The following is an 18,447-nucleotide window of genomic DNA, read 5'->3' as shown; positions in this document are numbered from 1 at the left end:
GACGCTCCGCGTCACCTGGACGCGGAGCGTCCCTTGAGGCATTCCCACGCAGAGCGTGGGAACGATCACCGCACTAGCGCAACACCGGCAAACTCGTCGTGGATTTGATCTCCGACAACGCCACGATCGAGTTGACCTCCTGAATCCCCGGCACCATCGACAGCTTCTCGAAAAAGAAGCGCTCGTACGCTTCGATGTCCGCCGTGACGATGCGTAGCAAGAAATCCACCGACCCCATCAGCACATAACACTCCAGCACTTCGGGAAAGCCACGAATCGCCTCGGTGAACTCGGTGAAGTTCGAACGCCCGTGAGCGTTGAGTTTGATTTCAGCGAATATCTGCGTGTTCAGGCCGATTTTCTTCCGGTCGAGCAACGTTACCTGCCCGCGAATGATCCCTTCTTCCTTCATCCGCTGAATCCGTCGCCAGCATGGCGACTGCGAGAGTCCCACCTGTTCAGCGATCTGCGCACTGGAGAGTGAAGCGTCCTCTTGCAGCAACGCGAGAATCTTGCGGTCGTAGCCATCCAGCTCGCTCTGCATAAAAAAACCTTTGATTGATCACTTTTCGAATCAAGCAATTCAAATAATTGCCAATACGCTCAATCATAGATAAGAAATGCCCGGCACCGAATGTAAAAATTCCTCCAGTGATTTTGGAGTCCGACCATGCCGCATCTAGAAGCCGTGAACACCCCACACACCCGCGCCGATGTCTGGAACGTCAGCAACGCTCACTGCCGCGTTCACTATCAATTGCTGGCCGAGGCCGAACCGGATCTGCTGTGCCGGGCGCTCAACCTGTTCGCCTTGCAGTGCCTGACGCCTGTGCAGGTCAACATGCAGCGGCGGGACGATCTGCAGTCGATCGACATCGTGATGGACGGTCTGAGCTGGCACCGCGCCCAAGTGATCGCGGAAAAATTACGTAACCTGATCAGCGTCTGTTCGGTCGAGCTGCAAGCGGCTGATTGCGCGTGGGATGAACCGGCTCAGGCGGCGGGCTGAAAAAACTCGACACGGCTTCGTCGGGTAGTGGCCCAACGGTCTGCGGGTCCGCGACTATCCTTTGCGAACTGTTGTTCATAAGGAGCCCGCATGTCCGTTCAACTTGCCATTCAGGACCGCTGGCTGGATCTCAATGATTTGCTGCGTGAACTGGTCGCCCAAGGCTTTATCAGCCAGGACTCGGCCGAACACGCGCTCAATGCTCGACGCCGTCACGCCGCCAATGGCCAGATGCACCCACTGGAATTCATCGCCAGCCAACATCTGGACGACCTCAGCCGTCCGGGTAAACACCTCGATCTGGAAAGCCTGACGCTTTGGCTGTCGCAGCAGGCCGGCCAGCCTTATCTGCGGATCGATCCGCTGAAAATCAACGTAGCGGCGATTACGCCGCTGATGTCCTACGCCTTCGCCCAGCGCCACAAGATTCTTGCGGTCTCCATCGACCGCGACGCGGTGACCGTGGCCAGCTCCCAGCCCTACGTCACCGGCTGGGAAGCCGACCTGACCCACGTGCTCAAACTGCCGATCAAGCGTGTAGTGGCCAACCCGGTCGACATCCAGCGCTTCAGCGTGGAGTTCTTCCGCCTGGCCAAATCGGTCAGCGGCGCGACCAACGCCGATCAGCAGATGAACACCCTGGGCAACTTCGAGCAGCTGCTTAACCTCGGCGCCAGCGACCAGGAACCGGACGCCAACGACGCACACATCGTCAACATCGTCGACTGGTTGTTCCAGTACGCGTTCCAGCAACGGGCCAGTGATATCCACATCGAACCCCGTCGCGAGCAAGGCACGGTACGCTTTCGCATCGACGGCGTGCTGCACAACGTCTATCAATTTCCGCCACAAGTGACCATGGCCATCGTCAGCCGCCTGAAAAGCCTCGGGCGGATGAACGTCGCGGAAAAACGCAAGCCCCAGGACGGCCGGGTCAAGACCAAAACCCCGGACGGTGGCGAAGTCGAGCTGCGGCTATCGACATTGCCTACCGCATTCGGCGAAAAAATGGTCATGCGGATCTTCGACCCGGAGGTACTGCTCAAGGACTTTGATCAGCTGGGCTTCTCCGCCGATGACTTGCGCCGCTGGCAGGACATGACTAGCCAGCCCAACGGCATCATTTTGGTCACCGGGCCGACCGGTTCCGGTAAAACCACCACGCTTTACACCACGTTAAAGAAGCTGGCGACGTCAGAGGTCAACCTCTGCACCATCGAAGACCCGATCGAAATGGTCGAGCCGGCGTTCAATCAGATGCAGGTCCAACACAACATCGACCTGACCTTCGCCGCCGGTGTGCGCGCGCTGATGCGACAGGATCCGGACATCATCATGATCGGCGAGATCCGTGATCTGGAAACCGCTGAAATGGCGATCCAGGCCGCGCTCACTGGCCACCTGGTGCTGTCGACGCTGCACACCAACGATGCGCCGAGCGCGATCAGTCGCTTGCTGGAACTGGGCGTGCCGCATTACTTGATCAAAGCCACGGTGCTCGGCGTCATGGCCCAGCGCCTGGTCCGCACCTTGTGCCCGCATTGCAAGGCGCCGCTGACGCTGGGTGAAGAAGACTGGCAATCCTTGACCCGGCCTTGGCAGGCACCGTTGCCGAACAACGCACATCGTGCCATCGGTTGCCTGGAGTGTCGCGATACCGGTTACCGTGGCCGCGCCGGGGTCTACGAAATCATGCAGCTGACAGACGGCGTCAAAGCGCTGATCAACCCCGACACTGATTTGCTGGCTGTGCGGCGGCAGGCGTTCAAAGAAGGCATGCGCAGTTTGCGGTTGTCAGGGGCGCAAAAAGTGGCGGCCGGTTTAACGACGATTGAGGAGGTCTTGCGGGTGACGCCGCAGAGTGAGCAGAAATGAAGCCTTTTATGTCTCCTGATGATGCGAGGGCCGACTAACGGTTCTTATCCCCAGCCGGCGCCGCTACACTCCTGCGATCGCAAATTCATTGATCAACAGGGAATCGTTATGCAGATCGGTAGCGTGCTTTTACTTTTTGTCGGCCTGGTGGTCGCCATTCTGTTCATGGGTTTCAAGGTCGTGCCTCAGGGGTACCAATGGACGGTCGAACGTTTCGGCCGTTACACCAACACGCTCAAGCCCGGCCTGAACATCATCATTCCGGTGATGGACCGCATCGGTCGCAAGATCAACGTCATGGAAAGCGTGCTGGACATTCCGCCTCAGGAAGTCATCACTGCCGACAACGCCACGGTGCAGATCGATGCCGTGTGCTTCTTCCAGGTGGTCAACACTGCCCAGGCCGCCTACGAGGTCAACAACCTCGAACACGCGATCCGCAACCTGCTGCAAACCAACATCCGTACCGTGCTCGGCTCCATGGAGCTGGACGCGATGCTCAGTCAGCGCGACGGGATCAACGAAAAACTGCTGCGCACTGTCGATGAAGCCACAGCACCGTGGGGCATCAAGATCACCCGGATCGAAATCAAGGACATCAGCCCGCCAGCTGACTTGATGGCGGCAATGTCGGGGCAGATGAAAGCCGAGCGGATCAAGCGCGCGCAAATTCTTGAAGCCGAAGGCCTGCGCGCCGCGGCGATTCTGACGGCCGAAGGCAAGAAGCAGGCACAAATCCTGGAGGCCGAAGGTGGCCGTCAGGCAGCGTTCCTTGAGGCCGAAGCCCGTGAACGCCAGGCCGAAGCCGAAGCCCAGGCCACCAAAGTGGTGTCCGAAGCCATCGCGGGCGGCAACGTGCAGGCAGTCAATTACTTCGTCGCGCAGAAGTACATCGATGCGCTCGGAAAACTGGCCTCGGCCAACAACAGCAAAGTGATTCTGATGCCGCTCGAGGCCAGTTCGATGATCGGCGCAGTCGGCGGCATCGGCGAAATCGTCAAGGCCACGTTCGATAACAAGAAAGCCTGAGGCACGATATGTGGGCATTCCTGCAGCATTTATCGTTCTGGGACTGGCTGGCATTAGGCACCGTGCTGCTGATTCTCGAAGTGTTCGGCGCCGGTGGCTACTTGCTGTGGATCGGCATGGCAGCCGCCGCCGTTGGCGTACTGACTTATGCAGCGCCGGACATCACTTGGGAATTGCAGTTTCTGCTGTTCGGCCTGCTCTCGATCGCTACCGCCCTGTATTGGTGGAGACGCCAGCGTAGCGCGGTGCGGATGAGTGATCAGCCGAACCTAAACCTGCGCGGTCAGGAATTGATCGGCAAAACCTTTGTGGTACATGAAGCGATTGTCGACGGTCGCGGCAAGATCAAGGTCGCCGACGGCGTGTGGATGGCCCGAGGGCCTGACGCCGCCGCGGGCTGCCGCGTTCGGGTGATCGAGCAGCAAGGGGCTATTTTGCTGGTTGAACCAGCTGAATGAGCCATTACGGAACTCGACTGGGTGATTGGCAATCCAAGGCCGTAGATAACCCAGTGGAGTCACCCATCATGCGTCTCAAACTTGCTGTCGCTACCATCGCCCTGCTGTCCCTTCCCGTCGGTTCGGCGATGGCCGATAGCTTTTGGCGTAACGTCATCTCGTCCGGTGCGACCACCGGCTCGACCTACCTGACCTTCAAGGATCACAAGCTGATCGTTGCCGCCCAGGACGACGCCGGTAGCTTTGTTGCCAGTGACGGCGGCATTCGTGGGCCATACCTGGAAGCCGCGATGCAGAAAGTCCGCGCCGACAACCCTGGCCTGCAGGCCACGGACATGGAACTGGCGAATGCGATCCTGGCGAAGAATGCCGTTGCCTCCGAGTAAGCTTTTCAGCTGAACAAAAATGCCGCTCCCAATGAGCGGCATTTTTTTGTCCAGCACAAAACCCCTGTAGGAGCGAGCGGTGCGGCGATCCGACTTGCCCGCGAAAGCGGTGTATCAGTCGACGTAAATGTTGAATATTAAATCGCCTTCGCGGGCAAGTCGGATCGCCGCACCGCTCGCTCCTACAGGGGGGCAGTACTATTAGCGATAGTCGTCCACCGGCACACATGCACAAAACAGATTGCGGTCGCCGTAAACGTTATCGACACGGTTCACCACCGGCCAATACTTATGCGCCTTGGTATGAGCATCCGGCGTCACCGCCTGCTCGATGGTGTAAGGCCGCTCCCAAACCCCGGTGATGTCCGCCAGGGTATGCGGCGAACGTTTCAGCGGATTGTCATCGGCCGGCCAGTTGCCGTTCTGCACCTCGGTGATTTCCGCGCGGATACTCAGCATCGCTCCAATGAACCGATCCAGCTCTGCCTTCGATTCACTTTCGGTCGGTTCAACCATCAACGTCCCCGGCACCGGAAATGACATGGTCGGCGCATGGAAGCCATAGTCCATCAACCGCTTGGCGACGTCTTCCTCGCTGATCCCGGTCAGCGCCTTGAGTGGCCGCAGGTCAAGAATGCATTCGTGAGCCACCCGTTCGTTACGCCCGGTGTAAAGCACCGGAAACGCCCCGGACAGATGCTGCGCCAGGTAATTCGCGGCGAGAATCGCCACCTCACTGGCATCCGCCAGTTGCGGTCCCATCATCGCGATGTACATCCAGCTGATCGGCAGAATGCTCGCGCTGCCCCAAGGCGCTGCGCTGACCGCTCCGTTCTGCGGCAGTGGCCCTTCAATCGGCACCACCGGGTGATTGGCCACGAACGGTGCCAGATGCGCCCGCACACCAATCGGCCCCATGCCCGGCCCGCCGCCGCCATGTGGAATGCAGAAGGTCTTGTGCAAGTTCATGTGGGACACGTCGGCGCCTATGTCCGCCGGACGCGCCAGCCCGACCTGGGCGTTGAGGTTGGCGCCATCCATGTACACCTGACCGCCGTGGCTGTGGATAACTTCGCAGATTTCGCTGATGCCTTCCTCGTACACCCCGTGGGTAGAAGGATACGTCGCCATCAGGCAGGCAAGTTTGTCTCCCGCCTCCGTGGCTTTGCCTTTCAGGTCGTCCAGATCAACGTTGCCCGCCTCGTCGCACTCGACGATCACCACCCGCATGCCGGCCATTTGCGCCGAAGCCGGGTTGGTGCCATGGGCGGAAGACGGAATCAGGCAAATATCCCGTGCGCCTTGATGGCGGCTCTCGTGATATTTGCGGATCGCCAGCAACCCGGCGTACTCGCCTTGAGCGCCGGAGTTAGGTTGCATACAGATTGCGTCGAAACCGGTAATCGCGCAGAGCCAGCGCTCCAGTTCTTCGATCATCAGTGAATAACCGACCGCCTGCTCTTTCGGCGCAAACGGGTGCAGGTTGGCGAATTGCGGCCAGGTGATGGGAATCATCTCGCTGGTGGCATTGAGCTTCATGGTGCAGGAGCCCAGCGGAATCATTGATTGATTGAGCGCCAGGTCTTTGCTCTCCAGTTGCTTGAGGTAACGCAACATTTCGGTTTCGCTGTGATGGGCACTGAACACCGGGTGGCGCAGATAAGACGAGGTACGCAGCAGACCTGCGGGAATGCCGCAAGCAAGGGCTTCAGCATCCAGTTCGTCGACGTTGAGCCCGTGATCGGAACCGAGGAACACATCAAATAACTTCGCGACGGTGGATTCGTCAGAGGTTTCGTCGAGGCTCAACCCCAGCTGCCCGCGCCCGAGAATGCGCAAGTTGATCTGCGCCGCTTGGGCGCTTTCGATAATTGCAGTCTGAGTACCACCGACCTCCAGCGTCAGCGTGTCGAAAAAGTGTTTGTTGAGGCGGGCGATGCCGTGGCGCTCAAGGCCGGCGGCGAGGATGCAGGTCAGCCGATGGACGCGCTGGGCAATGCGTTTGAGCCCTTCCGGACCGTGATAGACCGCATAGAAACTGGCGATGTTGGCCAGCAGTACTTGAGCCGTGCAGATGTTTGAGTTGGCCTTCTCCCGGCGGATATGTTGCTCGCGAGTTTGCAGGGCCATGCGCAAGGCGACATTGCCGCGAGCATCTTTCGATACGCCGATGATCCGCCCGGGAATCGCCCGTTTGTACACATCGCGACTGGCAAAAAACGCCGCGTGAGGCCCGCCGTACCCCATGGGCACGCCGAAACGCTGGGATGAACCGAACACCACGTCGGCGCCCAACTCCCCCGGCGGCGTCAGTAACAGCAGACTCAGCAGGTCGGTTGCGACACACGCCAAGGCTTGCTGAGCATGCAGATGATCAATCAATGGACGAAGATCACGGATCTCGCCGTGGGTATCGGGATATTGCAGGAGCGCACCGAACACCTGGTGCTGTTTCAAGTTATCCACAGTGTCAATGATCAGCTCGAAGCCGAACCCTTCTGCTCGGGTCTGCACCACGGAAATGGTCTGCGGATGACAGTTTTCGTCGACGAAGAACAGATTGCTTCTGGACTTGGCGACACGCTTGGCCAGTGCCATGGCTTCCGCCGCCGCCGTGGCTTCATCCAGCAGCGAGGCGTTGGCCAGCTCCAGGCCAGTGAGGTCGATGGTCAATTGCTGGAAGTTCAGCAGCGCTTCGAGCCGGCCCTGGGCGATCTCTGGTTGATACGGCGTGTACGCGGTGTACCAACCGGGATTTTCCAGCACGTTGCGCACAATGACGGTCGGCGTGAGGGTGCCGTGGTAGCCCATGCCGATCAGGCTGGTCCAGACCTGGTTTTGCTCGGCGTACCCACGCAGTTTGGCCAGCGCGGCTTCTTCGTCGAGGGCGGGTGGCAGGTCGAGCGGCCTGTTCAGGCGGATTCCCGGCGGCACCGTTTGCTCAATCAACTCAACCCGGCTGCCGAGGCCGAGGCTGTCGAGCATCGCCTGTTGCTCGGCAGCATCAGGCCCGAGGTGGCGGCGAAGGAAGGCATTGGTGTCGCGTAACTGGCTCAAGGACGGCAACTGGGACATGACGGGCTCTCTCTTGACTGGCGCTCAACGTCGATGCAACACGGTCAAACCAGCATAGCAGTCGATGCCCGAGCGAATGGCGTGGCGCCGTCGACCAATCCGGATCATCATGCTCGGCGCACGCCTAATATCCGCCGATCGGATTTCTGAACTCATGAATCAACTGCCTTTCCTGCCTTTCTCCAAACCCACCATCGACGAAACCACGATTGCCGCTGTTGGTGACGTATTGCGTTCGGGCTGGATTACCAGCGGCCCCAAGGTCCAGGCCTTTGAAGCGCAACTCTCTGAGTATTTTGGCGGGCGCCCGGTGCGCACCTTCAACTCCGGCACCTGCACCATGGAAATCGCCTTACGCATTGCCGGCATCGGGCCGGGCGATGAAGTGATCACCACACCGATTTCCTGGGTCGCCACCGCCAACGTCATTCTGGAGGTAGGCGCTACGCCGGTGTTCGCCGACATTGATCCGATCACCCGCAACATCAACCTGGATCAGCTGGAAGCGGCAATCACCCCGCGCACCAAAGCGATCATTCCGGTGTACCTCGCCGGTTTGCCGGTGGACATGAGCCGGTTGTATGCGATCGCCAAAAAACACGGATTGCGGATTGTCGAAGACGCCGCGCAAGCCTTGGGTTCGAGCTGGAACGACCAGCGCATTGGCTCAACCGGCGATTTCGTGTCCTTCAGTTTCCAGGCGAACAAAAACGTTACCTCGTCAGAGGGCGGTTGCCTGGTATTGAACAATGCCGAGGAAGTGCGACTGGCGGAAAAGTACCGTTTACAGGGCGTCACCCGCAGCGGCTTCGATGGACTGGACGTTGATGTGCTGGGCGGTAAATTCAACATGACCGATGTTGCAGCGGCCATTGGTCTGGGGCAGTTTGCACACATCGAATCGATCACCGCTCATCGACGTGAGCTGGCCAGGCACTATTTTGCTTGCTTTGGCGAAGATTTCGAAGCGTTGTATGGGGCTCAACTGCCCCCGGCGGATTTCGAGAACAGCAACTGGCATTTGTTTCAGCTGGTGTTGCCTGAGCGCAGGGATGGCCAACCGGCACGGGCTACCTTCATGGAGCAGATGCAGGCATTGGGCATCGGCATCGGCTATCACTACCCGCCGATTCACCTGCTGAGCCTTTACCGCGAGCGCGGGTTCAAGGAAGGGATGTTTCCGGTGGCCGAACGGGTCGGTCGCCTGATTGTTTCGCTGCCGATGTTTACCGCCATGAGTAAGGCGGATGTCGAGCGGTCGGTGGCAGCGGTGAAGTCCGTATTAAATCCATAGAACGTGTGGGAGCGAGCCTGCTCGCGAAGGGGGAGTGTCAGTTGGCATTAATGTTTGCTGACACACCGCTTTCGCGAGCAGGCTCGCTCCCACATGGATTATTCGCCGATAGCGGCTTTGTAGCCGGCGGCGTCGAGCAGCTTTTCCAGGTCGGCGGTGTTGCTTGGCTTGAGCTTGAAAATCCAGGCACCGTATGGGTCGGTGTTGAGCGTTTCGGGCGATGTGCTCAGGTCTTCGTTGACCGCAATCACTTCACCGGCAATCGGGGAGTAGATGTCCGAAGCCGCTTTAACCGACTCCACCACGCCAGCTTGTTCTTCGGCAGCGAAGCCTTTTCCGACTTCGGTCAGCTCAACGAACACCACATCGCCCAAGGCTTCCTGAGCGTGATCGCTGATGCCCACGGTGACGGTGCCATCGGCTTCGAGACGGGCCCATTCGTGACTTTCGGCAAAACGCAGGTCGGCAGGAATATCGCTCATGTTCTGTGTCCTCAAGAGAATTGTCGGCGGTCGTTGCCCGCCAGAAAAGATTAGATCAAGGTTTTGCCATGGCGTACGAAGGTCGGTTTAACCACTCGGACCGGGTACCACTTGCCACGGATTTCCACTTCTGCGCGGTCGGCTGTCGCCATTGGCACGCGCGCCAGTGCTATCGATTTGCTAAGCGTAGGAGAGAAACTACCACTGGTGATCTCCCCTTCGCCAACATTGGCGATGCGGACCACTTGATGAGCGCGTAAAACCCCGCGCTCCTCAAGGACCAGACCGACCAGTTTGTGCTGCACGCCACCCGCACGTTCGGCCTCAAGAGCGCTGCGACCGATGAACTGGCGAGTGGCCGGTTCCCAGGCAATGCTCCAGGCCATGTTGGAGGCCAGGGGTGAAACGTCTTGGTGAATGTCCTGACCGTAGAGGTTCATGCCGGCTTCGACCCGCAGAGTATCGCGCGCCCCGAGGCCGATCGGCGAGATGCCCGCGCCCACCAGATCGTTGAAAAATCCCGGGGCTTGATTGGCCGGCAGAACGATTTCCAAGCCATCTTCACCGGTGTAACCCGTGCGCGCGATGAACCAGTCACCATCGGGCTGGCCTTCGAAGGGCTTGAGCATCTGAATCAGGTTGCCGCGGGACTGGCTCACCAGTTCGGAAATTTTGTGCCGGGCCTGAGGCCCCTGAATGGCCAGCATCGCCAACTCGGAGCGCTCGTTGAGCTGCACATCGAAACCATCGAGATGGGCCTGCATCCAGGCGAGGTCCTGATTGCGGGTGGAGGCGTTGACCACCAGCCGATAACCGTCCTCGAGACGGTAGACGATCATGTCGTCGACGATGCCGCCGCGCTCGTTGAGCATGGTGCTGTACAAGGCACGGCCGGGGCTGTGCAGACGTTCGACATCGTTGGCCAGCAAATGCTGGAGCCAGGTCTTGGCCTGAGGGCCGTCGACATCGATCACGGTCATGTGGGATACATCGAAAACCCCGCAATCGCGACGCACCTGATGGTGTTCCTCGACCTGCGAGCCGTAATGCAAAGGCATATCCCAACCGCCAAAATCGACCATCTTCGCGCCGAGGGCGAGATGAAGGTCATACAGAGGCGTGCGCAGTCCCATGGGTTTCTCCTTCCGGGCGTGGCGAAGGTGCTGGCCGGTGCTGCACGGGGTGAAAGCCTTGAAATATAAGGCTTTCAGCCGATTTCAGCTACCTGGTCTGTAGGACGGACCGCACCGAATGCCGCGCATTGTAGCCTCAAGGTGTAGGACTGGCACCTAGGCGTTTCGATGCGCTGAACGTCGAATCAATCCGATGACCGGTAGCAGGCCGACCAAAACCAGAGTCAAGGCCGGCAAAGAGGCCCTCGCCCACTCGCCTTCGCTGGTCATTTCGAAGATCCGCACCGCCAGCGTATCCCAGCCAAACGGGCGCATCAGAAGGGTCGCGGGCATTTCCTTGAGCACATCGACGAACACCAGCAACGCAGCGCTCAACGTGCCGGGCAGCAATAACGGCAGATACACTTTGAAAAACAGTCGTGGCCCACTGACGCCAAGGCTACGTGCTGCTTCGGGCAAAGATGGCCGTATTCGCGCCAGACTGCTTTCCAGCGGCCCATACGCCACCGCGATGAAACGCACCAGATAGGCCAACAATAATGCCGACAAACTGCCCAGCAGCAATGGCTTGCCGGCGCCCCCCAGCCAACCCGATAGCGGAATCACCAGTTCGCGGTCCAGGTAACTGAACGCCAGCATGATCGACACCGCCAGCACCGAACCCGGCAAGGCGTAGCCGAGATTGGCCAGACTGACGCCGGAGCGGATTGCTCGTGTCGGCGCCAGGCGTCGAGCAAACGCCAGCACCAAAGCAACACTGACGGTGATCAGCGCCGCCATGCCGCCCAGGTACAAGGTATGGACGATCAGCCCCGCGTAACGCTCGTCCAGGTCGAAGCGCCCGCGCTGCCAGAACCACACCATCAGTTGCAGCATCGGAATGACGAAGGCGCAGGCAAACACCAGACCGCACCAACTCATGGCCGCCATCGCCTTGAAACCGCGCAGGTGATACAGCGCCTTGACCCGTGGCCGCTCGTTGCTCGCCCGGTTGGCCCCGCGAGCACGGCGCTCGCCGTACAGCACGACCATCACCACCAGCAGCAACAGGCTGGCCAGTTGTGCGGCAGTGGAGAGGCTGAAGAATCCGTACCAGGTCTTGTAGATGGCGGTCGTGAACGTGTCGAAGTTGAACACCGAGACCGCGCCGAAATCCGCCAGGGTTTCCATCAGCGCAAGCGCCACGCCAGCGCCGATGGCCGGGCGCGCCATGGGCAACGCGACTCGCCAGAACGCCTGCCACGGGGATTGCCCCAAGACTCGCGCCGCTTCCATCAAGCCTTTGCCCTGAGCCAGGAACGCGGTTCGCGCCAACAGGTAAACGTAGGGGTAGAAGACCAGCACCAGGACCAGAATCACGCCGCCGGTGGAGCGCACCCGCGGCAACCTTAAGCCCGTGCCAAACCATTCGCGCAATAGGGATTGCACGGGGCCGGCGAAATCCAGAAGGCCGACGAAGACGAATGCCAGCACATAAGCCGGTATCGCAAAAGGCAACATCAGCGCCCAGTCCAGCCAACGCCGCCCGGGGAATTCACAGAGACTGGTCAGCCAGGCCAGGCTCACGCCCAGGACCGTCACGCCGATACCGACGCCGAGTACCAGGGTCAGGGTGTTGCCCAGCAGGCGCGGCATCTGGGTGTCCCAGAGGTGGGACCAGATTTGATGATCGATGGTTTTCCATGACAACAGCAAAACGCTAAGTGGCAGCAGGACCAGCGCAGCGATGGCGAAGACCAGGGGGTACCAGCGGCGTTGGGCGGGGTGGGCCAAGGAAAAGCTCTCGTCTAAATGATTGTGCCCACGCTCTGCGTGGGCACACACCTTGTGACGCTCTGCGTCACGCTTCGACGCGGAGCGTCGGGGGATGCATTCCCACGCGGAGCGTGGGAACGATCAGTGTTGCAGTTAGTTCCAGCCAGCCCGGTCCATCATCCGAATCGCTTCAGCCTGGCGCTTGCCTGCAATCTCCACCGGCAACGTATCAGCCACAAACTTGCCCCAGCTCGCCACTTCAGCGGAAGGCGGAACCGCAGGGTTAGCCGGGAATTCCTGGTTCACATCAGCAAAGATCTTCTGCGCTTCAGGCGTGGTCATCCATTCAACCAAGGCCTTGGCCGCTTCCGGGTGCGGGGCGTGTTTGGTCAGGCCGATGCCCGACAGGTTGACGTGTACGCCACGGTCACCCTGGTTCGGCCAGAATAGCTTCACCGCCAGATCAGGCTTCTGCTTGTGCAGACGACCGTAGTAATAGGTGTTGACGATGCCGACGTCGCATTGACCCGCATTGATGGCTTCCAGCACCGCGATGTCATCCGAGAACACATCGGTGGACAGGTTATTCACCCAGCCCTTGAGAATCTTCTCGGTTTTGTCGGCGCCGTGGACTTCGATCATGGTGGCGGTGAGGGACTGGTTATAGACCTTCTTCGCGGTGCGCAGGCACAAGCGGCCTTCCCAGTTCTTGTCGGCCAGACCTTCGTAGGTGGTCAGCTCACCGGGTTTCACCCGATCGGTTGCGTAAGCGATGGTTCGCGCCCGCAGGCTCAAACCGGTCCAGGCATGGGCGGAGGAGCGATATTGCAGCGGGATATTGGCGTCGATCACCTTGGAGGTGAACGGTTGCAGGATGCCCATTTGCTCGGCCTGCCAGAGGTTGCCGGCATCGACGGTCAGCAGCAGGTCGGCGGTGGCGTTCTCGCCCTCGGCCTTGATCCGCTGCATCAGCGGCGCTTCCTTGTCGGTGATGAACTTCACCTGCACACCGGTTTTCGCGGTGTAGGCATCGAAGACCGGTTTGATCAGCTCGTCGATCCGCGAGGAGTAAACCACCACCTCGTCAGCGGCCTGGGCAGCGGTGCTGCCAATCAGGGTCAGGGCGAGCGCGGTCAGTAGACGCTTCGGAACCAACATGGGAGCGATCTCTCGATTGAAAAATTGAAGCCAAATGATATGGACTCACATTTGCCTTCTCAATCGAACAGTTCACGGAGGCGTTACCAGATGTTGCACAGCCAGAACGACCGACCCTGTGGCGAGGGGATTTAGCGGACCGCCGCACCGCCCCGTTCGGCTGCGCAGCAGTCGTTTACCACCGCACAGGTGTGCCTGACTTTCCTCGACTGCAGTTATAGGGTCGCTTCGCAACCCAACGGGGCGGTGCGACGTTTCGCTAAATCCCCTCGCCACAACTCAGGCCTTGGCGAGTACTGGCAGATCCCCGATCAACCCCAGCGCTTCGCGCACGAACAGCGCCTTGGCTTCAGGCATCTGGTCGACCATCTTTAACCCGGCATTGCGCAACCAGCGAATCGGCAACGGATCAGCCTGGAACAGGCGCTCGAAACCCTCCATCGCCGCCATCAATGCCAGGTTGTGAGGCATGCGCCGACGCTCATAACGACTGAGCACTTTCACATCCGCCAAACGCTCGCCACGGGTGGCCGCTTGCAACAGCACTTCGGCCAGCACGGCGGCATCAAGGAAACCGAGGTTCACGCCCTGCCCGGCCAATGGGTGAATGGTATGGGCCGCGTCGCCGATCAGCGCCAGGCCTTCAGCCACGTAACGCTTGGCATGGCGCTGACGCAGGGGCACGCACAGACGCGGATCGGCGCTGAGCACCGTGCCGAGTCGGCCTTCGAAGGCTCGCTCCAGCGCTGTGCAGAAACCTTCGTCGTCCAGCGCCATCAGGCGTTCGGCTTCGCTCGGGGTGGTCGACCAGACGATCGAACACCAATCCTGCTGACCATCATGCTCCAGCGGCAGAAACGCCAATGGACCGTTGTCGGTGAAACGCTGCCAGGCGGTCAGTTGATGAGGTTTTGAGCTGCGCACGCTGGTGACGATCGCATGGTGCAGATAGTCCCACTCGCGAGTCGCCACACCGGTCAGCCGCCGCACTGCGGAGTTGGCACCATCCGCCGCAATCACCAGCGGTGCGCGCAGCGTGCGCCCATCGGCCAGGGTCAGCAGCCAATCGTCGCCGGAGCGACGCATTTGCTCCAGGCGCGCATTGGCCAGCATTCCCAGATCACAGTCATGCAACCGGTCGAGCAAGGCATCCTGAACCACGCGGTTCTCGACGATATGCCCCAGCACTTCGGCATGCACACTGGTCGCCGAAAAATGAATGTGCCCGGTGCCGCTGCCGTCCCAGACGTGCATGTCGGTATACGGGCTGCTGCGCCGGTTGGCGATACCGTCCCAGACACCGAGGCGTTCGAGAATCCTATGGCTGGCCGTCGACAAGGCGCTCACTCGCGGCTCGAACGGCGATTGTTCGTCGAAGGGCTTGACGCTCATCGGGCTGCCGTCCAGCAGCAGGACTTCCAGCCCGCTGTCCTGTAACGCCAGCGCCAGGGCGCTACCGACCATTCCGGCCCCGACAATCAGCAGATCTGCGCGCATTTCCATGCTTTAAGCCTGTCTCGCTTGCGGCTTGAGCCGCACGTAAAGGGTTTTTCCGACAATGTACCGGTGACCGAGGTTCTCCAGCAGCATCAGCATGAAAAACGGATCGACCATCGAGTCGAGTCTTGCAGTCAGCCACTTAAGCATCGGGTCGAGTACCCAAGCCCATGGCTTGCCGGGCGAACCAGCGTTTGGCCGGCGGCAGCAGATCGAGACCGAGCAGGCCGATGTTGCGGCCCAGGGAAACCAGCGGTTGAGTGCTGCCGAACAAACGGGTGACCTGATCGGAGAATCCCACGGTCAGGTTCTGATCCAGACGCTGACGTTCGCGGTAAGCCTGCAAGGTCACAAAGTCGCCGGGAGATGTTTCGCTCGCCAGCAGCGCATCAGCCAAAGCCTGGGCATCACGCAGGGACAGGTTGAAACCCTGGCCGGCAATCGGGTGCAGGCTGTGAGCGGCGTTGCCGAGAATTGCCAGATGCGGACGCACCTGCTCTTCGGCTTCGATCAGCGTCAGCGGGTACAGATGCCGCGCACCCACCTGATTCAAGGTGCCGAGGCGATAACCGAACACGCCCTGCAACTCGCTGAGGAAACTGCGCTCATCAAGCGCCGCGAGCCGTTGCGCGTCCATTCCCAATCGAGTCCAGACCAGTGCACAGCGGTTTTCCGGCAGCGGCAACAACGCCATCGGGCCGTCATCGGTGAAACGCTCGAAAGCCATGCCGTTGTGCGCTTCGCTCGGGGTGATGTTGGCAATCAGCGCGCTCTGGTTGTACGGGCGCTTTTTGATACCAATCCCCAGTTGTTCGCGCAGGCCGGAACGGCCACCATCCGCGAGCACCGCAAGGTCGCATTCCAGGGTGGTTTCATCGTTGAGGGTCAGGCGATAGCCGTCGATCAGCGGCTCCATGCGCGTGACTTCCGCCGGGCAACGCCATGTGATCACGTCCTTATCCAGACCTTGCCAGAGGCATTGGCCGAGCCAGGCGTTTTCCACCACATAACCCAGCGCCGGAACGCCCTCTTCCATCGCCGACAGTCGCGCGGTGGAGAAGCGTCCACGGTCGGAGACATGTATCTGCTTGATCGGCTCGGCGCGGCGGGAGATTTCCTGCCACACGCCCAACCGTTGATAAATCTGCTTGGCGCCGTAGGACAACGCCGAAGAACGGGCGTCGTAGCTCGGTTGATAGGTGTGGCCGGGGGCAAAGGGTTCGATCAACACGATCTTCCAGCCACGCGCCTTGGCCCCTGCTTGCAACGCTAACGCCAGGCTGGCGCCGACCAGACCCCCACCGATGATTGCCAGATTGACTCGACTCATGCCGCTTGTGCCCGCGCGGCGGCCATCAAGGCCTCGATCTCGGCGACCGTTTTCGGCACGCCTTTGGTCAGGATTTCACAGCCGGTTTTGGTGACCACTACGTCGTCCTCGATGCGTACGCCAATGCCGCGCCATTTCTTCGCCACATTCTGGTTGTCCGGGGAAATATAGATACCCGGTTCCACAGTCAGCGCCATGCCGACTTCCAGCACGCGCCATTCACCGCCGACCTTGTATTCGCCGACATCATGCACATCCATGCCCAGCCAGTGGCCGGCGCGGTGCATGTAAAACGCTTTATAGGCTTCGCCGGCAATCAACTCGTCGACGGCGCCCTGCAACAAGCCCAACTTCACCAGCCCGGTGGTAATGACCCGGACGGTGGCTTCGTGGGCATGATTCCAATGTTTATTCGGGGCGATTTCGGCAAACGCGGCCTCTTGCGACGCCAACACCAACTCGTAGATCGCCTTCTGTTCCGCTGAATACTTGCCGTTGACCGGCCAGGTGCGGGTGATGTCGCTGGCATAGCAATCGATCTCGCAACCGGCATCGATCAACACCAGATCGCCGTCCTTGAGCACGGCGTCATTCTGCTGGTAATGCAGGATGCAGCTGTTGCGCCCCGCGGCGACGATCGAGCCGTAGGCCGGCATCTTCGCCCCGCCCTTGCGGAACTCGTAGTCGAGCTCGGCTTCGAGGCTGAATTCATGCAGCCCGACCCGGCTGGCCTGCATCGCGCGGATATGCGCCTGGGCGGAAATCCGTGCGGCTTCGCGCATCACCTTCACTTCTGCTGCCGATTTATACAGGCGCATGTCGTGAAGCAGATGATCCAGGGCAACAAATTCGTTCGGTGGCTGGGCGCCGAGGTGCGCTTTAGAGCGGATCACGTTGATCCAGTCCATCAGGTGCCGGTCGAATTCCGGGTTGCTGCCCATGGCCGAATACACCCGGTCACGGCCTTCGATCAGGCCCGGCAGGATGTCGTCGATGTCGGTGATGGGGAAGGCGTCGTCGGCGCCGAAGTCGCGAATCGCGCCTTCCTGCCCGGCGCGCAGGCCGTCCCACAACTCTCGCTCGGCGTTGCGTTCACGGCAGAACAGTATGTATTCGCCATGTAAACGCCCAGGCATCAAAACGATGACCGCCGAAGGCTCGGAAAAACCGCTGAGATACTGGAAGTCGCTGTCCTGACGGTAGACGTGCTCGACGTCGCGGTTGCGGATGGCAACGGCGGCGGCGGGCAGAATGGCGATGCTGTTGGGTACCATCTGCGCCATCAGGGCCTTGCGGCGACGGCTGTATTCCGATTTCGGGATATGAATCATGGGCAGATGGCTTTCCCTGGCTCGCGATTAATGCAACGACGGTTTGGCGGCAGCCGGCGCGTCCGGCTTTTTGGTTTCGGTGAACAGCAGCAGCGGCGCAACGCGCAGGTACTCCATCACTTCCATGTAATCGCTTTCGCCGTCGTCGGACTCTTCCAGTGCGTCTTGCACCTGCGAAATAGCCGCCAGATCCTGCAGAACTTCAGTGGCCTCGGTGCTCAGCATGCTGCTGTCACGGCAGTTCAAGCCGAAACCGCTGAGGAAGCCCTGGCACCATTGGCCCAGTGCGGCGGCGCGGTCAGCCAGTGGCTCGTCATCGGTCGGAAGCAGCAGAACGACGGTCACGTCGTCGCCGGTGAGCTCGCCCTTGACCATCTCTTGCAGGCCGATCAAGGCATTGCGAATGTTTTCTTGCGGCTCGCCTTCGAGCAGCTCGGCGGCATCAACCAGCCAGCCTTCGGCATCGAAGCCGGCACCGGCGCAACTGCGGCCGAGCAGCAGGCCATGCAGTTCTGCAGGCGAGACGTTATGACCGCTGGAAGTCAGCAGTGTGACGAAGGCTTGGTACGGAGAATTCTGAATGGGCATGGGCAGCTAGGCGCCAGACGGCGCTATGTCTAGAATGAAGGCCTTGT

The 18,447-nt window shown here is 60.2% G+C and carries 16 protein-coding genes; 6 read left to right on the top strand and 10 right to left on the bottom strand.

Annotated features, from left to right (window positions below):
• Positions 1 to 73 precede the first annotated feature (73 nt).
• Positions 74 to 544 carry an Lrp/AsnC family transcriptional regulator gene (locus ACYZT0_RS26865; RefSeq protein WP_310262187.1) on the bottom strand — a complete coding sequence of 157 codons (471 nt, stop codon included), beginning with the start codon at positions 542 to 544 and terminating at the stop codon, positions 74 to 76.
• 126 nt (positions 545 to 670) lie between these two features.
• On the opposite strand from ACYZT0_RS26865, the gene ACYZT0_RS26860 reads away from it, so the two are divergent.
• The 5 genes from ACYZT0_RS26860 to ACYZT0_RS26840 all read left to right on the top strand — a co-directional run bounded on the left by ACYZT0_RS26860 (position 671) and on the right by ACYZT0_RS26840 (position 4,757).
• Positions 671 to 1,009 (top strand): hypothetical protein, encoded by a 339-nt coding sequence (locus ACYZT0_RS26860; protein ID WP_462043730.1) that lies wholly within the window; start codon positions 671 to 673, stop codon positions 1,007 to 1,009.
• Positions 1,010 to 1,099: 90 nt separating this feature from the next.
• The gene (locus ACYZT0_RS26855) at positions 1,100 to 2,884 is read left to right on the top strand and encodes a GspE/PulE family protein (protein ID WP_462043729.1); all 1,785 of its coding nucleotides are present in this window, start codon (positions 1,100 to 1,102) and stop codon (positions 2,882 to 2,884) included.
• A 108-nt stretch (positions 2,885 to 2,992) separates the two neighbouring features.
• A complete protein-coding gene (locus ACYZT0_RS26850; protein WP_008150402.1) occupies positions 2,993 to 3,913 on the top strand; it encodes an SPFH domain-containing protein in 921 nt (306 codons plus the stop codon).
• An 8-nt stretch (positions 3,914 to 3,921) separates the two neighbouring features.
• On the top strand, positions 3,922 to 4,371 hold the full coding sequence (locus ACYZT0_RS26845) for an NfeD family protein (RefSeq protein ID WP_462043728.1): 450 nt from the start codon (positions 3,922 to 3,924) through the stop codon (positions 4,369 to 4,371).
• 65 nt (positions 4,372 to 4,436) lie between these two features.
• Entirely contained in the window at positions 4,437 to 4,757 is a 321-nt protein-coding gene (locus ACYZT0_RS26840; protein ID WP_169857239.1) for a DUF2388 domain-containing protein, read from the top strand.
• A gap of 201 nt (positions 4,758 to 4,958) precedes the next feature.
• Here the strand turns inward: ACYZT0_RS26840 and gcvP are convergent, their stop codons facing one another.
• Complete coding sequence (gene gcvP, locus ACYZT0_RS26835; protein ID WP_462043727.1) at positions 4,959 to 7,832, bottom strand: aminomethyl-transferring glycine dehydrogenase; 2,874 nt, start codon at positions 7,830 to 7,832, stop codon at positions 4,959 to 4,961.
• A 154-nt stretch (positions 7,833 to 7,986) separates the two neighbouring features.
• Between gcvP and ACYZT0_RS26830 the strand changes: the two genes are divergently transcribed.
• Positions 7,987 to 9,126 carry a DegT/DnrJ/EryC1/StrS family aminotransferase gene (locus ACYZT0_RS26830; RefSeq protein WP_462043726.1) on the top strand — a complete coding sequence of 380 codons (1,140 nt, stop codon included), beginning with the start codon at positions 7,987 to 7,989 and terminating at the stop codon, positions 9,124 to 9,126.
• Between the two features lie 98 nt (positions 9,127 to 9,224).
• Here the strand turns inward: ACYZT0_RS26830 and gcvH are convergent, their stop codons facing one another.
• From gcvH to ACYZT0_RS26790, 8 genes are all read right to left on the bottom strand, one after another.
• Positions 9,225 to 9,608: a glycine cleavage system protein GcvH gene (gcvH, locus tag ACYZT0_RS26825; protein ID WP_462043725.1), complete on the bottom strand. Its 384-nt coding sequence runs from the start codon at positions 9,606 to 9,608 to the stop codon at positions 9,225 to 9,227.
• Positions 9,609 to 9,658: 50 nt separating this feature from the next.
• Positions 9,659 to 10,741, bottom strand: a complete 1,083-nt coding sequence (gene gcvT, locus ACYZT0_RS26820) for a glycine cleavage system aminomethyltransferase GcvT (protein ID WP_462043724.1) — start codon at positions 10,739 to 10,741, stop codon at positions 9,659 to 9,661.
• Between the two features lie 156 nt (positions 10,742 to 10,897).
• Positions 10,898 to 12,514, bottom strand: a complete 1,617-nt coding sequence (locus ACYZT0_RS26815; RefSeq protein WP_462043723.1) for an ABC transporter permease — start codon at positions 12,512 to 12,514, stop codon at positions 10,898 to 10,900.
• Positions 12,515 to 12,649: 135 nt separating this feature from the next.
• On the bottom strand, positions 12,650 to 13,654 hold the full coding sequence (locus ACYZT0_RS26810; protein ID WP_462043722.1) for an extracellular solute-binding protein: 1,005 nt from the start codon (positions 13,652 to 13,654) through the stop codon (positions 12,650 to 12,652).
• 279 nt (positions 13,655 to 13,933) lie between these two features.
• Positions 13,934 to 15,151, bottom strand: coding sequence for a 2-octaprenyl-3-methyl-6-methoxy-1,4-benzoquinol hydroxylase (locus ACYZT0_RS26805; RefSeq protein WP_462046640.1), 1,218 nt, complete (start codon positions 15,149 to 15,151; stop codon positions 13,934 to 13,936).
• A 142-nt stretch (positions 15,152 to 15,293) separates the two neighbouring features.
• Entirely contained in the window at positions 15,294 to 16,481 is a 1,188-nt protein-coding gene (gene ubiH / locus ACYZT0_RS26800) for a 2-octaprenyl-6-methoxyphenyl hydroxylase (RefSeq protein ID WP_462043721.1), read from the bottom strand.
• Positions 16,478 to 17,812, bottom strand: coding sequence for a Xaa-Pro aminopeptidase (gene pepP / locus ACYZT0_RS26795; RefSeq protein WP_462043720.1), 1,335 nt, complete (start codon positions 17,810 to 17,812; stop codon positions 16,478 to 16,480). Before pepP ends, ubiH begins: the two co-directional genes overlap by 4 nt.
• A gap of 27 nt (positions 17,813 to 17,839) precedes the next feature.
• A complete protein-coding gene (locus ACYZT0_RS26790; protein WP_462043719.1) occupies positions 17,840 to 18,400 on the bottom strand; it encodes a YecA/YgfB family protein in 561 nt (186 codons plus the stop codon).
• Between the last annotated feature and the right edge of the window lie 47 nt (positions 18,401 to 18,447).

The sequence above is a fragment of the Pseudomonas sp. ZS1P83 genome, assembly GCF_054897825.1.
The sequence above is the reverse complement of the archived record's forward strand: the minus strand, read 5'-3'. Positions and strand labels throughout refer to the sequence as shown.